The organism is Cupriavidus sp. GW823-FHT07A04 (assembly GCF_058794615.1).
Map to the genome: position 1 here is coordinate 183,736 of NZ_JBXAHA010000005.1, position 25,898 is coordinate 209,633.

24 protein-coding genes are annotated in these 25,898 nt (G+C 64.6%); 15 read left to right on the forward strand and 9 right to left on the reverse strand.

The annotated features are described in order from the left end of the window. Positions 1-30: 30 nt before the first annotated feature. From AC1Q7Q_RS10700 to AC1Q7Q_RS10710, 3 genes are read left to right on the forward strand one after another with little or no spacing between them, the layout of a single operon-like run. Positions 31-1,758, forward strand: coding sequence for a thiamine pyrophosphate-binding protein (locus AC1Q7Q_RS10700; RefSeq protein ID WP_492372276.1), 1,728 nt, complete (start codon positions 31-33; stop codon positions 1,756-1,758). Between the two features lie 26 nt (positions 1,759-1,784). Beyond that, positions 1,785-3,032 (forward strand): Zn-dependent hydrolase, encoded by a 1,248-nt coding sequence (locus tag AC1Q7Q_RS10705; RefSeq protein WP_492372275.1) that lies wholly within the window; start codon positions 1,785-1,787, stop codon positions 3,030-3,032. Positions 3,033-3,068: 36 nt separating this feature from the next. Continuing rightward, the gene (locus tag AC1Q7Q_RS10710; protein WP_492372274.1) at positions 3,069-4,568 is read left to right on the forward strand and encodes an aldehyde dehydrogenase; all 1,500 of its coding nucleotides are present in this window, start codon (positions 3,069-3,071) and stop codon (positions 4,566-4,568) included. Positions 4,569-4,636: 68 nt separating this feature from the next. Here the strand turns inward: AC1Q7Q_RS10710 and AC1Q7Q_RS10715 are convergent, their stop codons facing one another. Continuing rightward, a complete protein-coding gene (locus AC1Q7Q_RS10715; protein WP_492372273.1) occupies positions 4,637-5,392 on the reverse strand; it encodes a response regulator transcription factor in 756 nt (251 codons plus the stop codon). A 420-nt stretch (positions 5,393-5,812) separates the two neighbouring features. After that, entirely contained in the window at positions 5,813-6,268 is a 456-nt protein-coding gene (locus tag AC1Q7Q_RS10720) for a DUF3331 domain-containing protein (RefSeq protein WP_492372272.1), read from the reverse strand. 394 nt (positions 6,269-6,662) lie between these two features. On the opposite strand from AC1Q7Q_RS10720, the gene AC1Q7Q_RS10725 reads away from it, so the two are divergent. The 4 genes from AC1Q7Q_RS10725 (at position 6,663) to AC1Q7Q_RS10740 (ending at position 11,910) form a co-directional block, all read left to right on the forward strand. Then, positions 6,663-7,349: a hydrolase gene (locus tag AC1Q7Q_RS10725; protein WP_492372271.1), complete on the forward strand. Its 687-nt coding sequence runs from the start codon at positions 6,663-6,665 to the stop codon at positions 7,347-7,349. 266 nt (positions 7,350-7,615) lie between these two features. Next, the gene (gene katG / locus AC1Q7Q_RS10730; protein ID WP_492372270.1) at positions 7,616-9,856 is read left to right on the forward strand and encodes a catalase/peroxidase HPI; all 2,241 of its coding nucleotides are present in this window, start codon (positions 7,616-7,618) and stop codon (positions 9,854-9,856) included. A 361-nt stretch (positions 9,857-10,217) separates the two neighbouring features. Continuing rightward, positions 10,218-11,318 carry a porin gene (locus AC1Q7Q_RS10735; RefSeq protein WP_492372269.1) on the forward strand — a complete coding sequence of 367 codons (1,101 nt, stop codon included), beginning with the start codon at positions 10,218-10,220 and terminating at the stop codon, positions 11,316-11,318. An 85-nt stretch (positions 11,319-11,403) separates the two neighbouring features. Then, positions 11,404-11,910, forward strand: coding sequence for a GlcG/HbpS family heme-binding protein (locus tag AC1Q7Q_RS10740; protein ID WP_492372268.1), 507 nt, complete (start codon positions 11,404-11,406; stop codon positions 11,908-11,910). 73 nt (positions 11,911-11,983) lie between these two features. On the opposite strand, the gene AC1Q7Q_RS10745 is transcribed toward AC1Q7Q_RS10740, so the two are convergent. Further along, positions 11,984-12,772, reverse strand: a complete 789-nt coding sequence (locus tag AC1Q7Q_RS10745) for an alpha/beta fold hydrolase (RefSeq protein WP_492372267.1) — start codon at positions 12,770-12,772, stop codon at positions 11,984-11,986. 269 nt (positions 12,773-13,041) lie between these two features. Between AC1Q7Q_RS10745 and AC1Q7Q_RS10750 the strand changes: the two genes are divergently transcribed. The 3 genes from AC1Q7Q_RS10750 (at position 13,042) to AC1Q7Q_RS10760 (ending at position 15,973) form a co-directional block, all read left to right on the forward strand. After that, a complete protein-coding gene (locus tag AC1Q7Q_RS10750) occupies positions 13,042-14,088 on the forward strand; it encodes a Bug family tripartite tricarboxylate transporter substrate binding protein (protein WP_492372266.1) in 1,047 nt (348 codons plus the stop codon). Between the two features lie 32 nt (positions 14,089-14,120). Then, positions 14,121-14,771: a c-type cytochrome gene (locus tag AC1Q7Q_RS10755; RefSeq protein ID WP_492372265.1), complete on the forward strand. Its 651-nt coding sequence runs from the start codon at positions 14,121-14,123 to the stop codon at positions 14,769-14,771. Positions 14,772-14,836: 65 nt separating this feature from the next. Next, entirely contained in the window at positions 14,837-15,973 is a 1,137-nt protein-coding gene (locus AC1Q7Q_RS10760; RefSeq protein ID WP_492372264.1) for an acetamidase/formamidase family protein, read from the forward strand. 40 nt (positions 15,974-16,013) lie between these two features. Here the strand turns inward: AC1Q7Q_RS10760 and AC1Q7Q_RS10765 are convergent, their stop codons facing one another. The 4 genes from AC1Q7Q_RS10765 to AC1Q7Q_RS10780 form a co-directional block, all read right to left on the reverse strand. Continuing rightward, complete coding sequence (locus AC1Q7Q_RS10765) at positions 16,014-16,877, reverse strand: helix-turn-helix transcriptional regulator (RefSeq protein WP_492372263.1); 864 nt, start codon at positions 16,875-16,877, stop codon at positions 16,014-16,016. A gap of 418 nt (positions 16,878-17,295) precedes the next feature. After that, the gene (locus tag AC1Q7Q_RS10770; RefSeq protein ID WP_492387159.1) at positions 17,296-18,342 is read right to left on the reverse strand and encodes an Ldh family oxidoreductase; all 1,047 of its coding nucleotides are present in this window, start codon (positions 18,340-18,342) and stop codon (positions 17,296-17,298) included. Then, on the reverse strand, positions 18,339-19,232 hold the full coding sequence (locus AC1Q7Q_RS10775) for an alpha/beta hydrolase (RefSeq protein ID WP_492372262.1): 894 nt from the start codon (positions 19,230-19,232) through the stop codon (positions 18,339-18,341). Before AC1Q7Q_RS10775 ends, AC1Q7Q_RS10770 begins: the two co-directional genes overlap by 4 nt. A 120-nt stretch (positions 19,233-19,352) precedes the next feature. Beyond that, complete coding sequence (locus AC1Q7Q_RS10780; RefSeq protein WP_492372261.1) at positions 19,353-19,748, reverse strand: DUF6331 family protein; 396 nt, start codon at positions 19,746-19,748, stop codon at positions 19,353-19,355. A 280-nt stretch (positions 19,749-20,028) separates the two neighbouring features. Between AC1Q7Q_RS10780 and AC1Q7Q_RS10785 the strand changes: the two genes are divergently transcribed. Then, positions 20,029-20,424, forward strand: a complete 396-nt coding sequence (locus AC1Q7Q_RS10785; RefSeq protein ID WP_492372260.1) for a DUF1801 domain-containing protein — start codon at positions 20,029-20,031, stop codon at positions 20,422-20,424. A gap of 91 nt (positions 20,425-20,515) precedes the next feature. Here the strand turns inward: AC1Q7Q_RS10785 and AC1Q7Q_RS10790 are convergent, their stop codons facing one another. Beyond that, positions 20,516-20,941 carry a hypothetical protein gene (locus AC1Q7Q_RS10790; RefSeq protein ID WP_492372259.1) on the reverse strand — a complete coding sequence of 142 codons (426 nt, stop codon included), beginning with the start codon at positions 20,939-20,941 and terminating at the stop codon, positions 20,516-20,518. Between the two features lie 299 nt (positions 20,942-21,240). Between AC1Q7Q_RS10790 and AC1Q7Q_RS10795 the strand changes: the two genes are divergently transcribed. Together AC1Q7Q_RS10795 and AC1Q7Q_RS10800 are read left to right on the forward strand one after the other, a co-directional pair. Further along, the gene (locus tag AC1Q7Q_RS10795; RefSeq protein ID WP_492372258.1) at positions 21,241-21,672 is read left to right on the forward strand and encodes a CopG family transcriptional regulator; all 432 of its coding nucleotides are present in this window, start codon (positions 21,241-21,243) and stop codon (positions 21,670-21,672) included. Positions 21,673-21,724: 52 nt separating this feature from the next. Next, entirely contained in the window at positions 21,725-22,858 is a 1,134-nt protein-coding gene (locus AC1Q7Q_RS10800; RefSeq protein WP_492372284.1) for an extracellular catalytic domain type 1 short-chain-length polyhydroxyalkanoate depolymerase, read from the forward strand. Between the two features lie 15 nt (positions 22,859-22,873). On the opposite strand, the gene AC1Q7Q_RS10805 is transcribed toward AC1Q7Q_RS10800, so the two are convergent. After that, positions 22,874-23,761, reverse strand: coding sequence for a LysR family transcriptional regulator (locus AC1Q7Q_RS10805; protein WP_183033095.1), 888 nt, complete (start codon positions 23,759-23,761; stop codon positions 22,874-22,876). A 230-nt stretch (positions 23,762-23,991) separates the two neighbouring features. Here AC1Q7Q_RS10805 and AC1Q7Q_RS10810 point away from each other — a divergent pair, with 230 nt between their 5' ends. Beyond that, positions 23,992-24,993 carry an ornithine cyclodeaminase family protein gene (locus AC1Q7Q_RS10810; protein ID WP_492372257.1) on the forward strand — a complete coding sequence of 334 codons (1,002 nt, stop codon included), beginning with the start codon at positions 23,992-23,994 and terminating at the stop codon, positions 24,991-24,993. Beyond that, the gene (locus AC1Q7Q_RS10815) at positions 24,990-25,823 is read left to right on the forward strand and encodes a phosphate/phosphite/phosphonate ABC transporter substrate-binding protein (protein WP_492372256.1); all 834 of its coding nucleotides are present in this window, start codon (positions 24,990-24,992) and stop codon (positions 25,821-25,823) included. Before AC1Q7Q_RS10810 ends, AC1Q7Q_RS10815 begins: the two co-directional genes overlap by 4 nt. Positions 25,824-25,898: the final 75 nt, after the last annotated feature.

A 25,898-nucleotide genomic window follows, 5' to 3' on the forward strand; every position in this document is an offset into this window, starting at 1 on the left:
GCGGCGATCGCAAAAACGGAATTCACGACCATGAACAAGCAATCGCCGCAAGCATTGCCGGCGCGCGCAGAGCGCAACGGTGGCCAGATCCTCATCGACCAACTGATTATCCAGGGCGTGAAGCGCGTCTTCCTGGTGCCGGGAGAAAGCTACCTGCCTTGCATCGATGCGCTGTACGACCATCAGGACAAGATCCAGCCCATCGTCTGCCGGCAGGAAAGCGGGGCGGGCTATATGGCGGAGGCCCAAGGCAAGCTGACCGGCGAGCCCGGCATCTGCTTTGTCACGCGCGGCCCCGGCGCCACCAACGCCAGCATCGCCGTGCACACCGCCTACCAGGATTCGACCCCCATGATCCTCTTCGTTGGCCAGGTCGGCAACGATTTCTACGAGCGCGAAGCGTTCCAGGAGGTCGACTACCGCCGCATGTTTGGCCAGATGACCAAATGGGTGGCGCAGATCGACCGCACCGACCGCATTCCCGAGTTCATCGCGCGCGCCTTCGCGGTGGCCACCAGCGGACGGCCCGGCCCGGTCGTGCTGGCGCTGCCGGAAGACACGTTGTGGGGCAAGGCCACGGTGGCCGACGTGCCACGTTACCGCCGTGCCCATAGTGCGCCGACGCCTGGCGCCATGGCATCGCTGGCCGAACTGATCGAGCAGGCGGAGCGTCCGTTCCTGCTGCTAGGCGGATCGGGCTGGACGCCGGAGGCCTCGCGGCAGATGGAAGGGTTTGCCGAGCGCTTCGCGCTGCCGGTCGGGGTGGCCTGGCGCCGCCTGGAGTGCTTCGACAACCATCATCCGAACTTTGCCGGGCACGTGGGCTGGGCCATGCCCGAATCGCTGCGCAAGCGCGTACAGGAAAGCGACCTGCTGATCGCGGTGGGCACACGCATGGGCGAGGCCACCAGCGAGGGCTACACGGTGGTGGAGAGCCCGCTGCCGAAGCAGAGGCTGGTCCATGTGTACCCCGACGCCAATGAGCTTGGCCGCGTGTTTCATCCCACGCTGCCGATTGCCGCGGACGCGGTCTCGTTCGCCGCCGCCGTCAGCGAACTCTCCCCATCGCGTTCCCGGGGGGCGCGCAACGCCGGGCACGACGCCCACCAGGTCTACCTGGCCGAGCAGGAACCCAAGGCCGCGCCGGGCGCGCTCAATCTCAACGTGGCCGCCTGCCACGTCCGCGACAACGTGCCGGAGGACACCTGCATTACCGTTGGCGCGGGCAACTACGCCTTGTACCCGCATGCCTACTACCGCTTCAAGGGCGTTGGCACCAGCCTGGCGCCGACCGTGGGATCGATGGGCTACGGCCTGCCGGCGGCCATTGCCGCCAAGCTCGAGAACCCCGGTCGCACCGTGATCTGCTATGCGGGCGATGGTTGCTTCCAGATGAACCTGCAGGAACTCGGCGTTGCCATGCAGTACCGGGTCGGCATCGTCGTGCTGGTCTTCAACAACGGCATCTGGGGCACCATCCGCGCGCACCAGGAGCGCGAGTTCCCGGGCCGCACCGTGGCGCTTGGCTTCGACAATCCGGAGTTCAGCGAACTGATCCGCGCCTATCGCGGGTATGGCGAGATTGTCGCCAGTGATGAAGCGTTCGGTCCCGCTTTTGCGCGTGCCCTTGCGTTCGCCAACACCCAGCAGCTGCCTGCCTTGCTGGAGCTGCGCTATGACGCGGACGGCATCGCGCCGGGCATGACCTTGTCGCAGATACGCTCGGACGCACTCGCCCGGCAAGCGCACGCGAAGTAATGGCCACGACGGCAAGGAGAGAGAACATGAGCATGCTGGCAATCAACGGCGAGCGCCTGTGGCAGTCGCTGATGGACCTCGCCGCGATCGGCGCCACGCCCAAGGGCGGCAATGCGCGCCTGGCGCTGACGGCGCCGGATGGGCAGGGGCGCGACCTGGTGACCGGTTGGATGCGCGCAGCCGGACTGAGCGTGACGGTCGACCAGGTCGGCAATATCTTTGCCCGCCGGGCAGGGCGCAACAACGCGCTGGCCCCGGTCATGACCGGCAGCCATATCGACACGCAGCCCACCGGCGGCAAGTTCGACGGCTGCTATGGCGTGCTGGCCGGCCTGGAAGTCATGCGCACCCTGAACGACCACGGCATCACCACCGAGGCTCCGCTCGAAGTGGCCATCTGGACCAATGAAGAAGGCTCGCGCTTTGTCCCGGTGATGATGGGTTCCGGCGTGTTTGCCGGCGTCTTTCCGCTGGAGACCGCGCTGTCGGCCACCGATGTCGCGGGCAAGCGGGTGGCGGATGAACTGGCGGCCATTGGCTATGCCGGCGACGCGGAAGTTGGCCGCAAGGTTGGCGCCTACTTCGAAGCCCATATCGAACAGGGGCCGGTGCTCGAGGCCGAGGACAACGTGATCGGCGTGGTGACCGGATCGCTGGGCCTGCGCTGGTACGACGTCACCGTGACCGGCATGGAGGCGCACGCCGGCCCCACGCCGATGCCGCTGCGCAAGGACGCGCTCTATGGCGCCACGTTCCTGATGCAGGAAGTGATCCGCATCGCCAACGACTTCGCGCCCCACGGGCGCGGCACGGTGGGCGTGGTCAAGGTCCATCCGTCGTCGCGCAATGTCATTCCCGGGGCGGTGACGTTCACGGTCGACCTGCGCCACCTCGACCCGGTGCGGCTTGCCGGGATGGATGCGCGCTTTCGCGCGGCTTGCGCCGCCGTCGCGGATGGCACCACCACCGGCGCGGCCCTGGATGTGGTTGTGGAAGACGTGCAGTATTTCGCGCCCACGCCGTTCGCGCCCGAGCTGATCCGCCACGTGCGCCAGGAAGCCGCCGCGCGGGGCTACAGCCATCAGGACATCGTCACTGGCGCAGGCCATGACGCGGTCTACATCGCCGGCGTGGCGCCCACCGCGATGATCTTCGTGCCGTGCAAGGACGGCATCAGCCACAACGAAATCGAAGACGCCAAGCCGGAGCATCTGGAAGCCGGGGCCAATGTGCTGCTCGGCGCCATGGTGGCGCAGGCGAACGCGAACGCCTAAGCGGGCCGAAACCCCAATGCATGCCAGGAATCCACGATGAGTGACTTGAGAGATCTCGCCTATTGGCGCAAGCAGGCTGCAACGGTATCGATCCGTTCGCAAGCCTATATCGATGGCCGCTGGGCCGACGCCGCCGACGGCGCCACCTTCGAGACCATCAACCCCGCCACCGGCAAGGCGCTGGCCAGCGTCGCGGCCTGCGGTGCGCAGGACGTCGACCGCGCGGTAGCCGCGGCGCGCAAGGCGTTTCAGTCCGGCGTCTGGTCGGACATGCCGCGCAGCGCCAGGAAGGCCACGCTGCTAAGGCTATCGCACCTGATCGACACGCATCGCGAAGAGCTCGCGTTGCTGGAAACGCTCGACATGGGCAAGCCCATTGCCGAGACGCTGCAATACGACATCCCCGAAGCCGGCCGCACTTATGCCTGGTACGCCGAAGCCATCGACAAGATCTATGATGAGATCGCGCCGACGGGCCCCGACGTGCTGGCCACCATCACGCGCGAGCCGCTAGGCGTGGTGGCGGCGGTCGTGCCCTGGAACTACCCGCTGCTGATGGCCAGCTGGAAGGTGGCGCCCGCGCTGGCCGCCGGCAACAGCGTGGTGCTCAAGCCCGCGGAACAGTCCCCGCTCACCGCGCTGCGGCTGGCGGAACTCGCCGAAGAAGCGGGCATCCCGGCGGGCGTCTTCAATGTGGTGCCAGGTCTTGGCGCCGCCGCCGGGCAGGCACTTGGCCGCCATCCCGACGTGGACTGCATTGCCTTTACCGGCTCCACCGCCACCGGCAAGCGCTTCATGGAGTATTCCGGCCAGTCCAACCTCAAGCGCGTCTGGCTCGAGTGCGGCGGCAAGTCTCCGCATATCGTCTTTGACGACTGCCCCGACCTGGACCGCGCCGCGCAGGCCGCCGCCATCGGCATCTTCAGCAACCAGGGCGAGATCTGCATCGCCGGCTCGCGCCTCTATGTGCAAAGCGGCATCTACGACGCGTTCATGGAGAAGCTGGAAGCACACGCGGCGCGCATGCAGCCGGGCGACCCGCTCGATCCCGCCACCGCCATGGGCGCCATCGTCGACGGCGCGCAACTGCAGCGGGTGATGTCCTATGTGAAGAGCGGCGAGGACGAAGGCGCCCGCCTGCGCGCAGGCGGCAAGCGCGCGCACACGGACAGTGGCGGCTTCTACATGCAGCCCACCATCTTCGAGTGCCCCACGCAGTCGCTCACCATCGTGCGCGAAGAGATCTTTGGTCCGGTGCTGGCGGTGACCCGCTTCGAGTCCGAGGAAGAGGCCATCCGCATGGCCAACGATTCGCCCTACGGGCTGGGCTCGGGACTCTGGACCTCCAACCTGTCCCGCGCCCACCGCGTTTCGCGCAAGCTGCAGGCGGGGCTGGTGTGGGTCAACTGCTATATGGACAGCGACGTGACGGTGCCATTTGGCGGCGTGAAGCAGTCGGGCTCGGGACGGGACAAGTCACTGCATGCGCTGGACAAGTACACGGACCTGAAGACCACGTGGATCAGCCTGGCGTGACCAGGCAACGCGTTGGCCGGCCAGCGCCGGTCAATGCCGATCAACGCCGATCAACGCCGGTCAGCCGCTCAGAGCAGTTCCATCTGCCGGACGGTGGGGGCGTGGCGGTGTGCCAGCGTCAACGCCGGCACGCCGCCAATCGGCCACGCCAGGCTAAAGCCCTGTTGCCGTGCCTTGTAGGCGGCCTCTTCCTTGCCAGCCACCTGGAGCTGCCTGTACATGGCGCGGGCATGCGTCTTGACCGTCGGCGCCGAGATATTCAGCAGGCGGCCTACGGTCTTGACCGCATGCCCTCGGGAGAGCAGTACCAGCACGTCATACTGGCGTTGCGTCAGTCCCAGTTGCGTTGCTTCTCGTGTCAACCGCTGGCTCCCGGCGGCGGGCCGCGGTGCCAGCGCAGCCGAGGGCAAGGCGGGCAAGGCGGGGAACAGTGAAAGCTGGCCCGCGCCGGCACGCTCCGGCTGACGGGTGGCGATACGCCGGATGGTGGTCCTGAGCACGTCGAGCGGGGCGGATTTTGGCAGGCAGCCGCAGAAGCCTTCGGTGATCTCGCCTTGCGGCAGCTGCAGCGGCACGGCATCGCTGAGCAGCAGCACGCGCGGCGCGGCCCATAGCCTGCGTGCCTGGCCGAGCCATTGCCAGCCCGTGTCAGCATCGGCGGGCATGCCAAAGACGATCAGGTCAACGGTGCCGCCGGCATGCAAATACTCAGGGATTTCCCCCGGGTCGATGGCAGCGACTTGCGCGATGCCAGCAATACTCTCCAGCAGCGTGAGCATTGCAATCCGGAGCAATGGATGGCTTTCAACGAGCACCACGTTCATGCCGTAACTCCCCGTACAAGCGCAAATGCAAGTGCAACGGAGACAGGCTGAACCCGCGGGGATGGCACGACACTGCCAGCGCCGACCAGCGCCGACCAGCGCTTGCGGCAGGTTTTGCAATCCCCGGATTTCCGACCCTGCCCTGGCGGACGCGCCAGGGCGGCTCTGTGCGTCGTAGAGCCTGCCCGAATACGTAATGTTTTTTATCTCGGAGGATATTAGGTTCGGATTCTGTTTGAAATCAAGTGGGCATGTTGCTTGGATGAAACATGAATACGCGCGCTATGCATGTCAAATGCGGTCTTCTGGCTATCTTCGTGCGGCGGTCACGGTGTCAGGCACCTCGGGCCTCACCGGCCCGGGTCGCGATCTTGGCGACGGAGTTGCCCCAGCCGACGCACAGGTCGGGCCGCACATGCCTCATGCCGCCAAGGCATCCTCGCCGCAGACGTCGGCGTCGGTCCCGCACGCTGCATGTAGCGCCGACGCGAGGATCATGGCTTCGGCGTTGCGCGGCGGCGGCCGGCAGGGGCGCGGGCGGTAGACGGCCTGGCCCTTGGCGATGGGCAGGCCGCTGAGGGCGCACACGCCAGCCTCGCGTGCCGATATCGCAGCCCAGATCTGGGCGCCGTAGCGGCAATGGGTGGCGTCGCGCCAGCTGATCACCGCCAAGGTGAGACTGGGTCGCTCCACCACGCTGACGATGGCGGTGTGGCGCCGGTGCCGGGGATGTTCCTCATCGGGCCAGGCGCAGTCGGCGTACAGATGGAAGGTCTGACGCGCACGGAGCAGGCCGATGGTGCTATCCCACGGGTCGGGGCGGTCCGCTTGCGCGCATGGGGTGGATGATGTGGCGGGATTCGGGTGCGCTGGCATGGTCAGCTCCGGATGATGGAGGCGGGCGGGGGAGGCAGCCGGACCCCGTCGCGCGGATGAAGGCTGGCGTGCGGACGCCGACCATAAAGACATCTTATGACGCGCGCCGCGCCGCACGCAGTTGTCCATCGGTGCAGGCGCGGTACGACATTGAGATGGCCGGGTTATACGAACGTAGGAGGCGCCCGCTGCGGATGGGAATGAGGCCGTTGCCTGCAGGGGGCAATCTCCTTATTTTTCGGTGAGAATCTATGATCAAAATATTTGAATAATGCATCCATGAAATGGCTGATTCTCAGGTGGGTTGCACTCGTATAGTTCAGTTCATTGGCGGCAGGAATAAAAAAACCCTGCCCCATGAAATTCAACCAATTTCAATGAGAGCGCCAAGATCATGTCCAATCCGAAACTCGAAGTCCTGACCCCGCAAAACAGCCAGCTGATCTTCATCGACCACCAGCCGCAGATGGCCTTCGGCGTGCAGTCGATGGACCGCCAGGCGATGAAGAACAACGCGGTGGGCCTGGCCAAGGCGGCCAGGATCTTCAATATTCCAACCACCATCACCACGGTGGAGAGCGAGTCTTTCTCCGGCTATACCTACCCCGAACTGCTTGACGTATTCCCCGGCCAGCAGACGCTGGAACGCACCTCGATGAACTCGTGGGACGACCAGAAGGTGCGCGACGCGCTGGCCGCCAACGGCCGCAAGAAGATCATCGTGGCCGGGTTGTGGACCGAGGTCTGCAACACCACCTTCGCGCTGTCGGCGATGCACGACAGCGACTACGAGATCTACATGGTGGCCGACGCTTCCGGCGGCACCAGCAAGGAAGCGCATGACTACGCCATGCAGCGCATGGTGCAGGCCGGCGTGGTGCCGGTGACCTGGCAGCAGGTGCTGCTCGAATGGCAGCGCGACTGGGCGCACCGCGACAGCTATGACGCCGTGATGCAGCTGGTCAAGGAACACTCGGGCGCCTACGGCATGGGCGTGGACTACGCCTACACCATGGTGCACAAGGCCGCGCAGCGCACCGCCACGCCGCACGCGTCGATCGCCCCGGTTCCGGCCCGCTGAACCGCGGTGCCGTGTCGGCCCGTCAGGCTGCCTCACGCCCATGATGCGCCTGCCAGGCGAGATGCCCCACTGGGCCAGGCGCTCGTCCTTGGCCCACTGGCTTCGGTCCCACACAGTGAGTGCATCGTCGATGCGCGCCCTGCCTATCCTTTAGTTTGATTGACAGCTTCTCGCCGTCGCAACGATCATCGGCTCGCACCGCATCCACCGGGCACACAAGCGCCCGGTGGCCATGGCCGCTGACTGATTCTGATAGGAGAGAGCGCATGTCCAATGAAGCAAAGTGTCCGTTCAATCATGCCGCCGGCGGCGGTACGACAAATCGTGACTGGTGGCCGAAGCAGTTGCGGTTGGACTTGCTTGGCCAGCATTCCGACAAGTCCAGCCCAATGGATGGGAGCTTCAGATATGCCGAGGCTTTCAAGCGTCTCGACCTCGCAGCGGTAAAAAGGGACCTTGCTGCTCTGATGACCGACTCGCAGGATTGGTGGCCGGCGGACTTTGGCCACTATGGTCCACTCTTCATCCGCATGGCTTGGCATAGTGCGGGCACCTACCGTGTCGACGACGGCCGGGGGGGCGCCGGACGCGGTCAGCAGCGTTTCGCACCGCTCAATAGCTGGCCCGATAACGTCAGCCTGGACAAGGCACGTCGCCTGCTCTGGCCGATCAAGCAGAAGTACGGGAACAAGATTTCCTGGGCCGACCTGCTGATCCTCACCGGAAATGTCGCACTTGAGACCATGGGATTCAAGACCTTCGGCTTCGCCGGAGGTCGTGAAGATACTTGGGAACCGGATAATGACGTCTACTGGGGCAACGAGAAAACCTGGCTGGGCGGCGATATCCGTTACGGCAAGGGCGCGGCCGGCAACGACGGGGATCCGCATGGCGCGGGGGCCGGCCGCCCGGACGACGGACGAAACCTGGAAAATCCACTGGCCGCGGTGCAGATGGGCCTCATTTACGTGAATCCGGAAGGCCCCGACGGCAATCCGGATCCAATCGCGGCCGCGCGCGATATCCGCGAGACCTTCCGCCGCATGGCCATGGACGACGAGGAAACCGTCGCGCTGATCGCCGGTGGCCATACTTTTGGCAAGACGCACGGCGCTGGACCGGCCGGCAACGTTGGCCCGGAGCCGGAGATTGCTGATCTGGAGCAGCAGGGGCTGGGCTGGAAGAGCAGTTTTGGCACCGGCATGGGGGCCGATGCCATTACCAGCGGTCTGGAAGTGACCTGGACCGCGACGCCGACGAAATGGGGCATGGGATTTTTCGAGAACCTGTTCCGCTACGATTGGGCGTTGACCAAGAGCCCGGCCGGTGCGCATCAATGGGTGGCAAAGGATGCCGGTGAGACGATCCCGCACGCGCACGATCCTTCGAAGAAGCTGCGGCCTACGATGCTGACCACGGACCTTTCGCTGCGCTTCGACCCGGCTTACGAGAAGATCTCGCGGCGCTTCCTGGAGAATCCCGACCAGTTTGCCGACGCCTTCGCCCGCGCCTGGTTCAAGCTGACCCATCGCGACATGGGGCCGCGCGCCCGCTACCTTGGCCCGGAAGTGCCTGCGCAAGCCTTGATCTGGCAAGACCCGATCCCCGTCGTCGACCATCCGTTGGTCAACGACCAGGATATCGTTTCGCTCAAGCAGACGATTCGCGCGTCGGGGTTGTCTGTAGCGGAGTTGGTGTCGACGGCCTGGGCATCGGCATCGACCTTCCGTGGCTCGGACAAGCGCGGCGGTGCCAATGGTGCGCGCATCCGCTTGGCACCGCAGGTTGAATGGCACGTCAACCAGCCTCAGCAATTGGCGAGGGTGCTGACGGTCCTGGATGGCATCCAGTCCGAGTTCAACCGCGCACAGTCTGGCGGCAAGAAGATCTCACTGGCGGATTTGATTGTGCTGGCCGGCGGAGCTGGTATCGAGCAGGCAGCAGAAAGGGCAGGCCATCGGGTGACCGTGCCGTTCTCGCCAGGTCGCATGGACGCGTCGCAGGAACAGACCGACGTGCAATCTTTCGAGGTGCTTGAGCCGGTTGCAGATGGCTTTCGCAATTACGTCAAGGGAGAATACGGCGTTCCCGCGGAGGCGTTGCTGATCGACAAGGCCCAACTGCTGACGCTGACCGCACCGGAGATGACCGTTCTGATTGGCGGGCTTCGTGTGCTGAACGTTCATGCCGGAACAGAGGCTCACGGCGTTCTCACCGACCGGCCGGAGACGTTGACCAATGACTTCTTTCGTAACTTGCTCGACATGCGTACTGAATGGAAGCCACTTTCGGCTTCCCGGGGAGTATTCGAGGGATACGACCGCAAGACCGGTGAACTGAAATGGACTGGCACGCGTGTCGATCTGATCTTCGGTTCGCACGCACAGCTCCGCGCGCTCTCTGAAGTCTACGCAAGCGAGGACGCCCAAGAGAAATTCATCCGAGACTTCGTCACGGCATGGGTCAAGGTGATGAATCTCGATCGGTTCGACCTGGCCTGCGCATAAGCCAACCATCACCGTCGGCTGTTTGTCGACGGATCCATCTTAGAGGCCATTTCAAAAAGATGCTGGCGTCGTTGCGCGGCCTTGGCCGATCCACATGTATTGTCTGCGGCCGCGCGCCTAGCCAGAACCGCTTCGCTTCATTTTGAAGCAGCCTCTTACTGCGACAAAGCCCTCCATCGCCTTGCCGAATCCGCCAGTGCTTCTCGCGGACTTCCAGGCCTGCCCCCCCGCACCTTGCTCGCGAGCCTGCGCTCCTGAACCACCCGGCCACGCATTCCGGACACCTTTCCAAGTGGCGGGATGATTGGGTTAGCGCCCTCCCGGCGCGAACCCATACCCTTGCTGCGCCGGTGCAAAGACCGTGCAAGAACCATATCGTCAAACAGGACGGAACAGCGAGGAGAAACGCATGAAAAGAATGGGAACACTCTTGGTAGTGGCGGTGGCAACGATGCCGGGCATAGCGGCGGCACAATCGGGGGTGACCATCTATGGCGTAGCCGATCTCTACACCGAGTATGTCAGGTCTGGGGCAGTTCATGTCGCGCGGGTCGAAGACGGCGGGCTGTATCAATCGAGGTGGGGTTTGCGGGGCAAGGAGGAACTGGCGCCGGGACTTTCCACGGTATTCACACTGGAGACTGGGCTTGCACTGGACAGTGGCACCGCCCAGCAGGGGGGACGCCTGTTCGGCCGCCAGGCCTGGGTCGGCCTGAGCAGCAACGACTGGGGCGCGCTGACGTTTGGCCGGCAGAACACGCCGATCTACTACATCGAGGGGCAGGCATCGGCCTTTGGCTTCTCCCCGTATGGCCCGCTCGGTCGCCTGCAGAACGGCGGCCCCGCGGGCAGCAGCCTGACCGCGCGCGCGGACAATTCCATTCGGTACGAGAGTCCCGAACTTGCCGGGCTGCAGGGCAGTGCGATCTATTCATTCGGCGCCGAGCGGACCAGCGCGCCACGCGATGCCGACCGGCTGGCGGGCTTGGCGCTGACTTATGCACGCGGACCGCTCTGGCTGGGCCTTGCCTACGAACGTACCTACAGCATCAACGCGGTAACGGATGCCGACCGCGACGAGCGCGCGATCGGCGCCACGTATGAGTTCCCGTGGGCGAAGTTGTTCGCCAATGTCCGCCAAGCCACACGATGGGTGCCAGGCCAGGCGACGCTGAAGGACCGCGGCTTCCATGTCGGCACGACCATTCCCGTGGGCGGCGCCGGACTGGTGCTGGTGGCATATGGCATGCAGCAATCGGTCGGCACGCCGAATCGTGGCCAGCAGATGTCGATTGGCTATCAGTACTCGATGTCCAAGCGTACAACGCTCTATGCCAACGCCAGTAAGATCTGGAACACGAACGGGGCCAACTACACATTTTCAAACATCCCCAATGAGGTCACAGCAAGCAGCGTGTCCGACCCGCGCGGGGTCATGATAGGCATGCGCCATCTCTTCTGATGTGCGCACGCCGGCGTACGCCACCCGGTCGCCGTCGTCGGCCAGAGGCCGACGCGTCGCGATCTCGTCATGCCTAGGAGAATCCATGAAGCGCTCTACCTTCGCAGTGGCCTTCGGGCTGCATCTGTTCTGCGCGTCGATCGCATCTGCGGCCGTCGTACAGGTGCAGACCCTTGGCGCGGACACCGCGGTGCGGCTTACCGATGCCGCCAAACGGTTTGCCGAGGACCGAAGACTTGCCGTCAGCATCGTCGTGGTCGACGTTTCCGGCCACTTTCTCAGCGGCGTGAGAATGGATGGCGCCCCGTTTGCGACTTTTGATGTCGCACGCGGCAAGGCCATCGCTTCGGCGGCCACGGGAGGCGTCTCCGGCGCCGAACTCGTGAAGCGCTATCAGGCCAATCCCATCGTTTTTGGCCAGATGAGTTCGCTGGTGTATGGCGGGCCCGTCTTTCCGTCGCAGGGTTCACTGGGCATCTACGTCGGTGGCCGGCTGGTCGGGGCCGTCGGCGTTAGCGGCGGGCCATCGGACATGGACGAGGAGATCGGGCGCCGCGGCGTGGTCGCGATCGGTGCGGCCGAGGCGCCCTGAGTAGCGTATGCGCTATGGTGGTGCCTGCTGGTGTACGACACCGGCAGGCACTCCGCATCGGCCATTCAGGACGTCAGCGTTCGCTGCGGGCCTGGACGTCCGTCAGGAAGCGCTCGATCCGCGTGATGAGGTCCACCGGTGTCTCGTCCATCGGATAGTGTCCCGCGTTGCGGATCACGTCGATGGCCAGATCGAGGCATACTTTGCCATACGTCTGCTCCATGACGTCAGCTGTCAGCGACGGGTCGTGCTCACCAACCAGCAGCAGTGTGGGAACACGGATGCCCGCAATCTCGGCAGAGAAATCAGTGTCGGCCCATGCCCGGAAGTAGGCGGCGAACGCGTTGGCATCGGCATGCAGCGTCGAGGCCTGAACCAATTTTTCTACCCAGTACCGGCTCAGGCGTTTGCCCGTGGAATTGTCCACGACAGCAATTCTTGCGGTGAAATCGTCGGCAGCACGTTCGAACAGCGAGCGTGCCGGCTCGTCGAACAGCACGCGCGTCGGCGGCACAGGCGTGACGCCGACCATGGCCTTGACGCGTGCAGGGGCCAGCATGGCGACAGCCTGCATGGCCTTTCCTCCCATAGAGTGTCCGATCAGCGAGAAACATTGCCATCCCAGTTCGTCACCGAGCGCCAGCACGTCGGCGGCGATCTCCTGCATGTCGAATCTGCCCTTGACCTCTCGCCGGGCACCATAGCCTCGATAGTCGATGAAGGCGTAGGTGAAGCGGTCACCGTCGAGCACGTCCACAAGGGGCCCCCATCCACGCGCATGGCCAAACCAGCCGTGCAAGGCGATGACATGGTGTGGGCCGTTGCCGATGGTGACCACGGTGCCTTTTTGCTGGTAATGCATTGATTTCCTCCGGTCGTCGATGTCCCGCCCGATATTGCATGACGAACCGCGGCGTGAGGGCGGCCCCTGTCAAGTTCTTGGACAATCCGGTAAGCAGACGCCGCGCGGCATCGGGCGATCGCTTGCCGGCGTGCCTATGCCGCAGAACGGAGGACGTATTGGTAAACGGCTCCCCAAATGGGCAAGCGTCTTGTTTCCGGATCCGTAGAGTGTGAGCCTGGGCTGACCGCATCGCCCACGCCTCGCGATTCACCAGGAGACAAGAGTCAATGCAAAGCCGGAAGCTTCCATCATTCCTCAGCGCCCCTCAGCGGGTGGCCACATTTGCCGCCATCACTGCGGCCATCACCGCCGCACTGGCCGTGGCACTCGCAGGCCTGCGGCCCGCCGCCGCCAACGCAGCGCAAGCGGACACAAATACACAGGCCAACTGGAAGCCTTCGAAGCCTATCGTCTTTATCGTGCCGTTCCCGCCGGCAGGCATCAACGACGTACTGGCCAGGGCCGTGGCGCAACGCTTGTCGAAAGCGCTGGGACAACCAGTCGTGGTGGAGAACCGACCGGGCGCCAGCGGCAACATCGGCGCGGAGGCGCTTGTGCGCGCGGCGCCGGACGGCCATACGATCGGCATCCTGAACAGCATCCACGCGGTCAACGCCGCCTTCTACCGCAAGCTGCCCTACGACGTGACGCGCGACGTGGTGCCTGTTGCGCCACTGGGCGAGTCGCCGCTTGTGCTGGTTACGAATCCGCACACACCATACAAGTCCGTCACCGAACTGATTGCCTACGCCAAGGCGAATCCCGGCAAGGTCAACTACGGTGGCCCGACCAGCTATCCGCTCGAAATGATCAAGACGATGGCTGGTGTCGACATCACCAATATCCCTTACAAGGGCAGCGGCCCAACCATCAACGATATGATCGCCGGACACATCGACCTGGCGACGGGCCCGCTGCTGGAGTACATGCCCCATGTGAACGCCGGCAAACTGAGGCTGCTGGCCGTCGGTACCGCGAGCCGGCTCCAGGGCCTGCCCAACGTGCCCACGGTGGCTGAGAGCATTCCCGGGTACGACATTACCGTCTGGTATGGCTTGTTCGCCCCCAAGGGCACGCCGGCGCCGGTGACCGAGCGGCTGCGCAGCGAGGTCCGCGCCATCATGAACGATGCCGACATCCGCGCCAGGCTGGCCGGCCAGAGCATTGACACCGCCTTCAGCCAGACCGGCGTGATCGGCCTGACCAGCCGTCTGACCAGCGAAACGCGGCGCGCGCACCAGATCGTCACCAAAACCGGCGGCTACCTGAACTAGATCGGGCATTGTCTTGTTGTGAGGATTCCAACGTGAAACATCCCATGGAGCGCCGCCGGCTGTCTGCCCGCTTGCTCGCGTTGTGCACGCTGGCCGTGCCTGCGCTGGCGCAGCCCGCATCAGAGGCAGGCGAATCGCGGCCCGCGCGGCTGATCGTTGAGCAAGTCTGCGCGGCATGCCACGGCAACACAGGCCAGAGCGCGCAGAAGGAATACCCCAGCCTAGCGGGTCAGAACGAAGACTACCTGTTCAAGCAACTGCGGCAGTTCAAGGCCGGCGCCAGCGAGCCGGCACTGCGCCAGGACGCCACGATGGCTGCCGTGGTGCAAAGCATGAGTGAAATGGAGATGCGCGAAGTGGCTCGCTACTTTAGCCGCCAGGCACCCGCGCGCGGACAGGCCGCCCTGCCGCACTTGGTCGGGGCGGGCATGATCATCTACTGGAAGGGCAATCCGTCCAATCACCTGCCGGCCTGCGTGACATGCCATCGGCCAAATGGGGAAGGCATCGCGCCCGACTTTCCGCGCATTGCCGGCCAGCAGCCGGAATACGTGGCCAGGCAGCTCCAAGCGTGGAAATCCGGCACACGTGGCGGTCCGGGCAAGCTGATGAGCCTGCTTGTGCCGTTGATGACGGACGAAGAGATCCTCGCCGTTGCGCAGTACGTCGCGCAACTGCGCTGATGTGCTGCATCTTGCCGTCCAGCGCAGTGGTGCCGCGGACGGCACAATCGAAAGGAACCAAAACGATGATGATCGACAGGAGACATTGGCTGAAGGCTGCAGGTGCCCTCGGCCTGGGAGCCGCTTCGCTGCAGGCAGCGGCGCAGGTGACGTTGGGGCGGAACGCACCGGTTGCCGAACCGGGTGCGGTTCCACTCCCCGCAATCAAACCGGGCAAGATCCACCGGATCGAGTCGGCCACGCAGACCGTGCACGTCGGCATTCTCGACCCCAAGGCAACGCCGGCCGCCAGCATCGAGTCCGGCGATCTCGTGATGTATCCCAATACCTGGGTGAACTGGGCCAACGGCGCCGCGTACGGCATGAGCTTCGAGGATCGCGAACCGGTGCGCAAGCGATTTCCGCAAGGGCCGTACTCGAACGTCGGGCCCGTGGAACTACGCGGGGCGATGCCCGGCGACGTGGTGGAGTGCCGGATGGTCAAGTTGCGTCCGATCGGCTGGGGATGGAACTCCGCACCCAAAGGTGTCGGTGCACTGCCCAACGACTTTCCAAAGCCGTACCTGCGCTATTTCAAATTTGACGAGAGCCGGCAGTACACCGAGTTCGCGCCGGGCATCCACATCAAGCTGGCGCCGTTCCAGGGCGTGATGGCGGTGCAGCCCGCCGGCGACGAACCGGTCAGCGCCATCCTCAGCGGTCGGTATGGCGGCAATCTCGTGTTGCGCGAGCTGGTTGAGGGTACGTCACTGTTCCTGCCGGTCCAGCGGCCGGGCGCGATGATCTGGACAGGCGATTCGCACGCCGCCCAAGGCGACGGCGTGGTCAATCAGACCGCCATTGAAACCGCGATGGAGGACATGCAGATCCAGTATTTCCTGCACAAGCAGCGGCCCTTGTCCCTGCCGATGGCAGAGACGCCCGGCCACTGGATCATTCTCGGCTTCGGCAACAATCTCGACGAGGCGCTGGTCGCCTGCCTGCGGCAGATGCTCAACTGGGTGAGCGCTGCGACCGGCATGGATCCTCAGGACGTGTACTCGCTCGCTAGCATTACCGCGGGATTCCGTATCACCCAGTACTCCAACCAGACGGCCAGCAACTACACGTCGATCCCGGCCAAGACTGTGCACGGCATGCTGCCCAAGGCAGTATTCGACGCGGCGATCCAGGACAAGTTGTCGCGCTCGCTGCGCGGTTGACGGCAGTTGACACAGTTGACGCCGGGCGGCGTCGGGCGTCTCAGTCGCCTTGTGCATCGCCCGGCATGCCGATGCGGCGAAACTCCGACGGGCTAAGCCCCAAGTGTTGGACGAAAAAGCGCGTGAAGTGTCCTTGCGCGCTGAATCCGAGCTGGTCTGCTACGTCCCCGATGCTGGCATGCCGTTGAGCCAGCAGTCGGGTGGCGATGCCGATTCGGATCCAGTCAAGGTATTGCTGCGGCGAAATGCCCATGCAGGCCTTGAACTGGTGGAAGAGCCGGCTGCGGGACATGCCCACCGCGCTGGCGACCGTCTCCACGTTGGGATTTTCCCCCGCATGGTTGCGTATGTACTCGGTCGCGCGCTTGATCCGGTAGTCCAGCGGTCTGGTGTTTGCCAGCACTTCGGTCATGGACCGCCGCTGAAGATGGCAGGCCGATACCCTGCGTGCCAGTTCCGCGACGGCGGCCTCGCAATCTACCGAGCCAATCGCCGAATCGTCAGCCAGGTCCCGGGCCAGGCGGGTACCCAACTCTGTCAATGATGCGACGGTATCCGCATCCATGCGCGCCAGCGTTTTGCTGAAGCGCAGGCCGCTGGCAGGATTGTCGACGCCGAGCGTGCGTCCGAGCCATTCCGGCTCCAGCAGCAAGGCGAGTAGCAGCGAGGGCGAGCCCTCCTTAGCGCTCTTCGCATGCGTCGACCAGGGATTGATCAGCAGCGCGCATCCGTCGGTCAGTGTCTGCGCGTGGCCGTCGATCTTGAATGTCGCATCCGTGCCGCCGAACTTGAAGATCAGATGGAACTCCGCATGGGCATGCGCGACGAGCGGCCCCGATATGCGATGAAGGGTGGCACGGCCGAAGCTGCCGTGAATGATGCGTAGCTGGCGGTCCTTTGCCATTCAGGGTGTCTCCTCATCAATGCCTTGGGGGGATCGTGCTCACGCGCGGAAAGCCGTGGAGCAAGGCTTCGCCTTGCGTGAACCCAGTGCTCGACCCAAACACGCCGACAAGCCACTCGATCATCCCATTTATGCAAACGTTTGCAATAGGTTGGAATTATGTCATCTGTCAGGCAGTCGTCAAGGGGGGCAGTCTCTGTCGATTTGCCCAAACGTGAAACAAGGGCTACACGGAGACGAAGGGAAGGGGGCCGCTGACGATCCAAGCGTCGAATACGCCCCGTGCATCGCTGGCTCCGACACGTCGGCAAGGCTCGACTAGTCAGCCCTTCTCGTTTGTACGCGTCAAGGCGCCGCGGGCCCGGTGGCCGGCAGGCCCGTATCCGTGTGCGCGTTTGAATGTGACTTCCCGGCCATGCTACGCCCAGGGAGCGCGAATGCCCGCCTGGCTGGCAAGTTTTTCCAGCGCGGCAGCGGTTACACCCGCCAAGGCAATTCCGCTCACGCCCCGCTCCCGGGATTCGGCGTAGCCGCGTTCTCCCGGCAGCCGTGGAGGGCCTTCGAAAGACGCCGGCAGATTGTGGATGGCCTCCGCGAGCTCGCTCAACTGCGCTTGAAACATGGAGGGGTCCAGCACCTGAGCGATATCGATGACGAGCATCCACGCGTTCTGCGTGTGCCGATGAACCGCAGGGGAAGCAAGCAGCGCGGGTGCCAGGATCGGATGGTTGGTCAGCAGGCTGCAGGCGATCTCGGCCATCAGCGCGAGGCCCGAGCCTTTCGGGCCGCCCAATGGCAGCGGCGTTGTCGCCTGATGGGCGTCCGTGGTGGGGTTACCCATGGCATCGATGGCCCAGCCCGGCTCGAGCGGCCGGCCGGCTGCCCGAGCCTGCATCAGTTTGCCGAAGGCAACCGCACCCGAAGCCATGTCGAACACGATCGGCTCGACGAGGCCAGGGCAGGCCATGGACAGCGGAGCCGTTGAGACGCCAGCCACCGAGGCGCCATGGTAGGCCATCAACGGTCCCGACGCGGCCATCGCCATGGCAAACATGCCCGCACTGGCCACATGAGCGGTGTGAAAGCCGAGCGCGCCGGTATGCGTTGTCTCCCGCAAGAGCACCAGGCTCGCCCCGGCCTGGCGCGCAGCGGCAATGGCTTGCCCGGCGGCAATGCGCATGCCCAGCGCACCGGCGCAGCGATCCCCTTCGACAACGGTTAGCGCTGGCAGGCTGAGCACCGGGCGCGGTTGTGCCCGGCCATTCATGTCGCCCGAGGCCAGCCACGCAATGTACTGCGGGATGCGCGCTACCCCATGTCCGGGAGAACCACGCAGGTCAGCCCACACCAGGCTCTGCGCCACCAGTGAGGCGCCAGGTTCGTGCAGCCCCGCCGAGGCAAGTAGCGCCTGCGCGAAGGTTTGCAGCCGGGCTGCACTGATCATGGTCGGGGGGCGCGCCGTCATGCGGCCCCCGATGGCGCCTGGTGGACCGGGAAGAACTTGTACAGCCAGTCCGTGACCAGGTTCAGGACAGCCCGGTTGTCGTCGGAGAAGATGAAATGATCGATTTCCGAGAACAGGTGCAGTTCGACCGGCATCCTGGCGTTGCGGAACAGCGCGATCGACTGGTCCGTAGGGGTGACCGAATCGTCCGCCGGATGCAGCAGCAGGAGCGGGCGCGGGGCAATGTCTCCGACCACTGCGTTCGGCCGAAAGCCCAGCATGCTTTCGACCACCTCGAACGGGAACGCCATGAAGCTTCCCGCAGGCAGATTGCTGCGCATCGCGGCGGGGATCGGCACGATGTCAAAGCGCGAGACCTGCATCGACTGGCCCATGGCCAATCGGGCACGGCCTTCTTCCACCATTGCCTCGAAGCGCTGCCATTCGCCCGGCCCGGCATGTTGCTGACGCAGCTTTACCTCCCCGTCGCCCCATCCGGCCGATGAGATGCAGGCCACGATGCGAGGGTCAACGCCGGCCGCATAGACCGCCACGGCCGCGCCGAAGCTGTGGCCCATCACAGCAATTTTCGCTGGCTCCACCTCGGAAAGGCTCTGCAAGTAGCTGACCGCATTGCGCGTGTCGCGCACCTGGTCCTCGCACAGTACCTTGCCGCGCTCGCCTTCGCTGTTACCGCAGCCCCGCATGTCGAAGCGCAGGACCACATAGCCCAGCGAAGAAAACAGGCGCGTCGCCAGCTGCACCATACCGTCATCCTTGTTGCTGCCGAACCCATGCAGCACGGCGATGGCTGGACGTCGCTCGCCGCTGGCAAGGTTGGGGGGGAGATGCAGGGCTCCGGCCAGGCGGAGCCCGTCGGAGTCAAATGTTACATCCGTGTGCACGCTCATTTCTCCAGGTTTGGTGACACACGATGTTCTACGAAATCCGCGGTTCCATGACTGCCCAAGAATCCACTGACTTACCCGATCGTCCGCTGACTTTGATGACGGGCGCGATTTGCGTGTCCGTCAGTACGGCTCACGATCGCGCGCGCCGGACGCAAGGCAGGCAGCGATATGGTCGATCAGTTGAAGCAAGACCTGCCTGTCGAAGTAGTTGTTCATCCTGTGGCTGAGGAACACGTCGCCGCCAGCGCCGGCGACGCGTTCTCTTACCTGTGCAATCCGTTCGGCAAGATCGGGGAGCCCGGCTTGCATCGCCGCCCGGGCAATGGCATCAGGCCAGAAACCATAGGCGTCAATGCCGCAACAGTCCGCGACGCATTCCGTTTCGAGCCAGTCAAGCAAGGGCAGGATAGGGACGAGCCACTCGTCGATGCCCACCGCGTCGTGGTGCTTCCCTTGCAGGTCGATGAACGGGATCCATTTGTCTTCGCCGATGCTGATGTCGCCTTGATTTGCCATTTCCTTCGCGCATGTCTGAGAGGGTAGAGTCGGCAAAGTGTAGCCGACCGCAGCGCGCCAGTATCGGCTGACAAAACCATGTCATCTGGCGACGGCCGGCAGCAATCTGAAGCGTGTCACCATGTCGCCACGACGCCGTATGGTCGATAGCGATCATGCAGCATGAACCAACGGGGTATGCTAGATTCAATGCCGCCTATTCAGGCGCGGTGCGGCTCAGGGAACGGCGAGCCGGCTATGCAAGCAAGCTAGTAAAACAGCCGAATCAGGTGCAATCCCTATGAAAAAGAGCGCAACGCCCCAGGGCGAATCCCCTTCCCGGCTGATCGATGCCAGGATCCAGGAACTGGACGATTGGCGGGGCAAGACGCTCGCCCATGTCCGCGCTCTCATCAAACAGGCTGACCCTGAGGTGGTCGAGGAGTGGAAGTGGAGAGGCGTTCCGGTCTGGTCTCACGATGGACTGATCTGCACCGGCGAGACCTACAAGAGCGTTGTGAAGCTGACTTTCGCCAAGGGCGCTTCGCTCGAGGACCCTTCAGGACTTTTCAACGCCAGCCTGGAAGGCAACACCCGGCGCGCTATCGATTTGCATGAGGGTGACGAAATGGATGAGGATGCCTTCAAGACGCTCATACGCGCCGCTGCAGCCCTGAACAGGTCATCGGCCCGATAGCCGAATCCGGCGCCTCATGTGTTGGCGCCTATCCTGGCCGGCCACGCAACAACCATGGCCAGCTACAACGGCCAACTACCACGCCCAGCAACTACGGCCGCTTGTCGCCTGCCGGGCTGGTAGGGCGCTGCGCAGGCAGCTTGCCGAGGATGCAATCCACCGCGCGCGTATCCGATTTGCCTTGCCCGAGCGCGCCGATGACCGAGTCGCGATACTGCACCGGCGTGATGCGCCGGTAGTAAAGCCGGGAGGTCTGGTCGAGCCAGTACACGTAGTCGCTGTTGTTCTGGCCACCGTCGGTGCGCAGCCAATCGCTGATGTTGTTGTTTCCGATCATCATGTTCGGGCAGCCTCGTTGCACGCTGTCGAGGTAGGCGTCGAAGCCTTTTGCCTCGTAGTTGCGCACCGAGTCTGGCGCGCAGGCGCATAGCGCCAGGGCTGCGCAAGCGCAGGCAAGCCAGGACGCCACTCGGCGATGCCGTGGGCTGCGGCGCGTTGTCATTGCGGGGGCTGGCATATCGCTCCTATGTCCTCTCGATCACTTGATCCCTGGTTCCCTGCTGCTCTGGTTCGGTGTGCGTGAAGCCACGCCCAAGGATAGAGCGGATCCCCCGGCACCTTGCCGCATGGCGAAAAATTTCATGGGTCGCCGGTAAAGGCTTGAATGCCAGGGTGGGCAATGTTGCCGTATACCGTAGGCCGCACTTTTATGTGCGATTGCAGCAAACATTGGCAATCGTCCTTGAATACTGGATCGTTCCATCCTATAACCATCCCATTGGATGGTATTTGGATGGTGCCGGATGGTTAACAACGATGGATGAGCAACAAAGGGCACTTGTGGCGCAACCCCGCCCTAAAGGCGGCGAAACCGAGAAGATCACGATCAATCTCGGTCCGGTCGATCTCGGCCAGATCGACCTGCTGGTCGAGGAAGGCTTTTACTCAAACCGTACCGACCTGATCCGCACCGCGATCCGCAACCAGCTTGCGATCCACGCGCAGGCCGTCAGCGAGACCGTGACGCGGCGCGCGCTGGTGCTTGGCCTGCAGCATTTCTCCCGCCAGGACCTGGAGGCGGCGCAAGCCGCGCACCAGCGCCTGGATATCCATGTGCTGGGACTGGCCAGCATCGCATCCGATGTCACGCCCGAGCTTGCCCTGGCCACGATCGAGTCGATCGTGGTGCTGGGCGCTTTCCATGCTTCCGCCGCCGTCAAGGCGGCGCTGGCCGGCCGCATCCGCTAAGCCGCCAGGCAACGGAAAGCCCAACGCCAAAGGCGCGTAGAAGGACACCATGATGAAGATGAACGAAGAATTCCTGGCTTCCATGCAGGAAGCCATGGCGCTGCTGCGCACCGCGGGGCCGCTGGAAGCCACCGAGGTCATTGCGCGCGCGTTGCGCGGCAACAGCGCAGTGCCCAATGCCGGCTTCCAGCCTGCACAAGTTGTCGAGGCGCTGCTGCCACGCCAGGCGCAGGAGGGCGCTGCGCAAGCGCGCGATGGCCGCGCACACCCCGCGGATGTGCCGCAACCCGCGCCGCAACCCGGCGTGCGGGACACCGGCCACTTCACCACCATGCGCCATGCCGGACACGCCGGCCAGCGCGCCTACAAGCTTTACGTGCCCGCCGGCTTCGAGGGCAAGCGCCTGCCGCTGGTGGTGATGCTGCACGGCTGCACGCAGGACGCCGACGATTTTGCCGCGGGTACCCGCATGAATGCGCTGGCAAGGCAGCACGGTTTCCTGGTTGCTTACCCCATCCAGCCCGCGACGGCGAACCCGTCCAAATGCTGGAACTGGTTCAAGCCGGGCGACCAGCAGCGCGAGCTGGGCGAGCCGTCGCTGATCGCGGGTATCACGCGGGAAGTCATGGCCAGCCATCCGGTCGATCCCGATCGCGTGTACGTGGCCGGCTTGTCCGCCGGCGGCGCCATGGCCGCCGTGATGGTGCATGCTTATCCCGACCTGTATGCCGCGGCGGGGATTCACTCCGGCTTGCCGTATGCCAGCGCGCATGACTTGCCCTCGGCACTCGCCGCGATGAAAGGCGGCAAGCTGGCAGGCACACACATGGCGAAAGCGCAGGCCGCGCCGTTGCGGCCCCTGATCGTCTTCCAGGGAGACGCGGATACGACGGTGCATGTGTCTAACGCCGACCGGTTGCTGCGAGCATTCGAGCATGACGGTGAGCAGGACGGCCAGCGCTGGAGCAAGCAGAACGGGCGCGCCTTCACGCGCCGTCAGTTGAAGTCGCGCGATGGCGTTGATGCGGAGTATTGGCTGCTTCATGGCGCGCCGCACGCGTGGGCGGGTGGCAGTACGCATGGTTCGTACACCGATGCGAGCGGGCCCGATGCCAGCGCGGAGATGGTGCGGTTTTTCCTGGCGCATCCGCTGAAGAGGAGCGGTGGCGCGGGTGCGTCGACCTGATTGCCCCTGCACGCCTCAAGCCTTCATCCGCGCCACCAGTTCCTGCGCAAACTCCAGCGACAGCCGCGACAGCGGCTCGGACTGGACATTGAAGATCTGGACCGAGGCATTGACCTTGGTCCGGATCGGAATCGCCACGATATTGGGCCACGCCTGCCCGAACACCGTCATGGCATCGACCAGCGCGATGCCGGCCCCGGCCTGCGCCAGCGCGCGCGCGACGTGCGCCTGCTCCACTTCGATGCGCATATCGAGGTCGTCGAAGCCGCTGCCAAACATTTCCCGCACCAGCAAGCCGAACGGCACATCCGCGCCGTAGCCGATCAATGGCTCCCCGGCAAGCTCGGCCGGGCGCACGTAGCTGCGCCCGCTCAAAGGGTGCCCCGCGGGCACCAGCGCCACCATCGGGTTCTTCACCAGCAGCCGGGATTCCAGGTTGGGATGCGCCAGCGGCATGTTGGACACGGCCAGCTCGGCCTGGCCGGAGAGCAGGGCGCGCAGCATGTTGCCCGGGATCTGCGTGCGCACGACGATGCGCACCGCAGGATGCGCGGCGCGAAACGAGGCGATGGCGCGGGGCAGCACCGTCTGCCCGAGATTCGGGCTGCATGAAATGCGCAGGCTGCCCGTGCGGTTGGTTGCGAGGTCTTCTGCGATCTCGTTCACGCGCTCGATCCCCTCGTACACCACATTGACCTCGCCCAGCAGCCGCCTGGCTTCCGGCGTTGGATGCAGGCGTCCCTTCACGCGGCGGAACAGTTCCAGCCCCAGGCGCTGCTCGGTGTGCGACATCAGCCGGCTGATGGCGGGCTGCGACACATACAGGAGCTTGGACGCGCCGCTGATCGAGCCCGTGAGCATCACTGCGCGGAACACTTCGATCTGCCGGAGGTTCATTTTCATGATTTCAACCTATTAACCTGATGTTAAGTTGCGCGGATATATAAGCATATGACAGTAAGGGTGCGGCTGCCTACACTGGGTCCTGGCAGCGCGCTTGCCCACGTGCACCAAGGCGGCGCCAGGTGCCATCGGCGCCGGCACCGCGATGGGGATGCATGGCCCATCGCGGGGCATCTTGATGCATGCTGGTGCATCGCCCCAACGTCCACTGCGGGAGACAAGGAGAGAACATGAGCGACATCCATCTGACTTACATCAACGGCCGAGACATTGCGAAGCTCGCGATGACCGACAAGGAAATCCTCGACGCGGTCGAGCAGGGCCTGCTGGCGCAAGGCAACAAGCAGACGGTGATCGAGCCGCGCGTGCACCTGATTCCAGACCCGGCATTCAATGGCCACTTCAATGTGCTGCGGGGCTATGTGGCGCCCCTGGGGCTGGCCGGCGTGAAGATCGTCGGTGACTACGTCGACAACTACAAGCTGGGCCTGCCGTCGGAGATGGCCATGCTCAACCTGTTCGACCCTCGCACCGGCATGCCGGTGGCGATGATCGACGCGACCTTCATCACCGATGCGCGCACCGGCGCGGTGACCGCGCTTGGCGCTCGCCACCTGGCACGACGCAACAGCAAGGTGCTTGGCCATATCGGCGCGCGCGGCACGTCGTACTGGAATGTGCGCCTGCTCGACAGCCTCTTCGACTTCGACGAGATCCGGGTGCATTCGCGCCGCCCGGAAAGCCGCGACGCGTTCGCCGCGCGGCTGGAGAAGGATCTTGGCAAGAAGGTCATCGTCACGCAGGACTGGGAGTCGTGCGTGCGGGGCGCGGACATCGTGGTCGAGGCGTCGCGGCTGGACAAGCCCACGCCGCTGCTCAAGACCGAGTGGATCAAGCCGGGCGCGTTTGTGGTGCCGTACGGGACCATGAGCGCGGTGGAGCTGTCGCTGACCGACATCATGAGCAAGCTGGTGGTGGACGACTGGGCGCAGTGCAAGGGCGGCATGTTCGGCTCGCTGCGCGCGCATGTGGAGGCGGGCAGGTTGTCCGAGCAGACGCTGCACGCGGAACTCGGCGATATCGTCGCGGGCCGCAAGCCGGGCCGCCAGAGCGATGACGAGACCAACCTGTTCTGGCACCGAGGCCTGTCGCTGAGCGATATCGCGCTTGGCCACGCCATCATGAAGAAGGCCGAGCGCATGGGCATTGGCCAGCAGCTCGTCTACGCATGATCGCCAACGCGCGCATGTATGCGGTGGCCGCGCCGGTGGCCCAGGCGTGGCGTGCGTTGTTTGCCTACGTGGGCGAGCGCGCCGGCGTGGCGTGGACGTACGTCGAGCATGCCGCGCCGGCGCCGGTCAGCGCGCTGTGGGCGCGGCCGGACTGCGGCTGCGTCTTCATGTGCGGGTTCCCGTTCGTCAGCACGGGCAGCCGGCATCGCCTGCTGGCGGCGCCGGTGCCATCGCTGCCGCGCTATGGGGACCGGCCGGAATACTTCACCGAGTTCATCGTGCGCGACGATGCGGCGTTCGCCACCCTGGAGCCGGCCTTTGGTGGCCGGCTGGCTTGCATGTTGCCGGAATCGAACTCCGGCTTCAATGCGCCGCGGCACTACCTGATGGCAAAGGCTGCCGCTGGCGCTGCCACGCTGTTCCGGCCAACGGCGGCACCAACCCCCACGCCGCGCCAGGTGATCGACGCAGTGATCGGCGGCGATGCCGAGGTTGGCGTGGTCGACAGCTATGTGCTGGACCTGCTGCGCATGCATGTCCCTGAGCTGATGGCGAAGGTGCGCAGCGTGGCGGTGACGCCGGCGTCTCCGATCCCGCCGCTGGTGGCCGCGCCGCAGGCCGGCGACGCCGCCGTGGCGCGCGTGCGCGCCGTGCTGCTGGACCTGCATCGCGACCCGGCCTGCGCGGGCTGGCTCGCGCAATTGCGGCTGGCGCGCTTTGCTTGCGTCACCGCGCAGGACTATGACGTGCTGGCGCGCTACGCCAGCGAAGCCGACCACGCGGGCTTTGCGCTGACCGGCACCCTTGACGCCTGGGAGCAGCGTCCATGACCGCCACGGCAGCGAGCGCGGCTTGCGCGCGGCCTGACCGTGCCCGGGAGCCCGTTTTTGTGATTTCCTGATAGT

What these genes read in the sequence shown, in the direction of transcription:
- AC1Q7Q_RS10750 (WP_492372266.1), top strand. Translation starts at nt 13,042, where the DNA reads ATGCAAAGCCGGAAGCTTCCATCATTCCTCAGCGCCCCTCAGCGGGTG.
- AC1Q7Q_RS10710 (WP_492372274.1), top strand. Translation starts at nt 3,069, where the DNA reads ATGAGTGACTTGAGAGATCTCGCCTATTGGCGCAAGCAGGCTGCAACG.
- AC1Q7Q_RS10775 (WP_492372262.1), bottom strand. Translation starts at nt 19,232, where the DNA reads ATGAGCGTGCACACGGATGTAACATTTGACTCCGACGGGCTCCGCCTG.
- AC1Q7Q_RS10765 (WP_492372263.1), bottom strand. Translation starts at nt 16,877, where the DNA reads ATGGCAAAGGACCGCCAGCTACGCATCATTCACGGCAGCTTCGGCCGT.
- AC1Q7Q_RS10795 (WP_492372258.1), top strand. Translation starts at nt 21,241, where the DNA reads ATGGATGAGCAACAAAGGGCACTTGTGGCGCAACCCCGCCCTAAAGGC.
- AC1Q7Q_RS10810 (WP_492372257.1), top strand. Translation starts at nt 23,992, where the DNA reads ATGAGCGACATCCATCTGACTTACATCAACGGCCGAGACATTGCGAAG.
- AC1Q7Q_RS10800 (WP_492372284.1), top strand. Translation starts at nt 21,725, where the DNA reads ATGAAGATGAACGAAGAATTCCTGGCTTCCATGCAGGAAGCCATGGCG.
- AC1Q7Q_RS10745 (WP_492372267.1), bottom strand. Translation starts at nt 12,772, where the DNA reads ATGCATTACCAGCAAAAAGGCACCGTGGTCACCATCGGCAACGGCCCA.
- AC1Q7Q_RS10740 (WP_492372268.1), top strand. Translation starts at nt 11,404, where the DNA reads ATGAAGCGCTCTACCTTCGCAGTGGCCTTCGGGCTGCATCTGTTCTGC.
- AC1Q7Q_RS10705 (WP_492372275.1), top strand. Translation starts at nt 1,785, where the DNA reads ATGAGCATGCTGGCAATCAACGGCGAGCGCCTGTGGCAGTCGCTGATG.
- AC1Q7Q_RS10815 (WP_492372256.1), top strand. Translation starts at nt 24,990, where the DNA reads ATGATCGCCAACGCGCGCATGTATGCGGTGGCCGCGCCGGTGGCCCAG.
- AC1Q7Q_RS10770 (WP_492387159.1), bottom strand. Translation starts at nt 18,342, where the DNA reads ATGACGGCGCGCCCCCCGACCATGATCAGTGCAGCCCGGCTGCAAACC.
- katG (WP_492372270.1), top strand. Translation starts at nt 7,616, where the DNA reads ATGTCCAATGAAGCAAAGTGTCCGTTCAATCATGCCGCCGGCGGCGGT.
- AC1Q7Q_RS10715 (WP_492372273.1), bottom strand. Translation starts at nt 5,392, where the DNA reads ATGAACGTGGTGCTCGTTGAAAGCCATCCATTGCTCCGGATTGCAATG.
- AC1Q7Q_RS10790 (WP_492372259.1), bottom strand. Translation starts at nt 20,941, where the DNA reads ATGCCAGCCCCCGCAATGACAACGCGCCGCAGCCCACGGCATCGCCGA.
- AC1Q7Q_RS10780 (WP_492372261.1), bottom strand. Translation starts at nt 19,748, where the DNA reads ATGGCAAATCAAGGCGACATCAGCATCGGCGAAGACAAATGGATCCCG.
- AC1Q7Q_RS10760 (WP_492372264.1), top strand. Translation starts at nt 14,837, where the DNA reads ATGATGATCGACAGGAGACATTGGCTGAAGGCTGCAGGTGCCCTCGGC.
- AC1Q7Q_RS10785 (WP_492372260.1), top strand. Translation starts at nt 20,029, where the DNA reads ATGAAAAAGAGCGCAACGCCCCAGGGCGAATCCCCTTCCCGGCTGATC.
- AC1Q7Q_RS10805 (WP_183033095.1), bottom strand. Translation starts at nt 23,761, where the DNA reads ATGAAAATGAACCTCCGGCAGATCGAAGTGTTCCGCGCAGTGATGCTC.
- AC1Q7Q_RS10720 (WP_492372272.1), bottom strand. Translation starts at nt 6,268, where the DNA reads ATGCCAGCGCACCCGAATCCCGCCACATCATCCACCCCATGCGCGCAA.
- AC1Q7Q_RS10700 (WP_492372276.1), top strand. Translation starts at nt 31, where the DNA reads ATGAACAAGCAATCGCCGCAAGCATTGCCGGCGCGCGCAGAGCGCAAC.
- AC1Q7Q_RS10725 (WP_492372271.1), top strand. Translation starts at nt 6,663, where the DNA reads ATGTCCAATCCGAAACTCGAAGTCCTGACCCCGCAAAACAGCCAGCTG.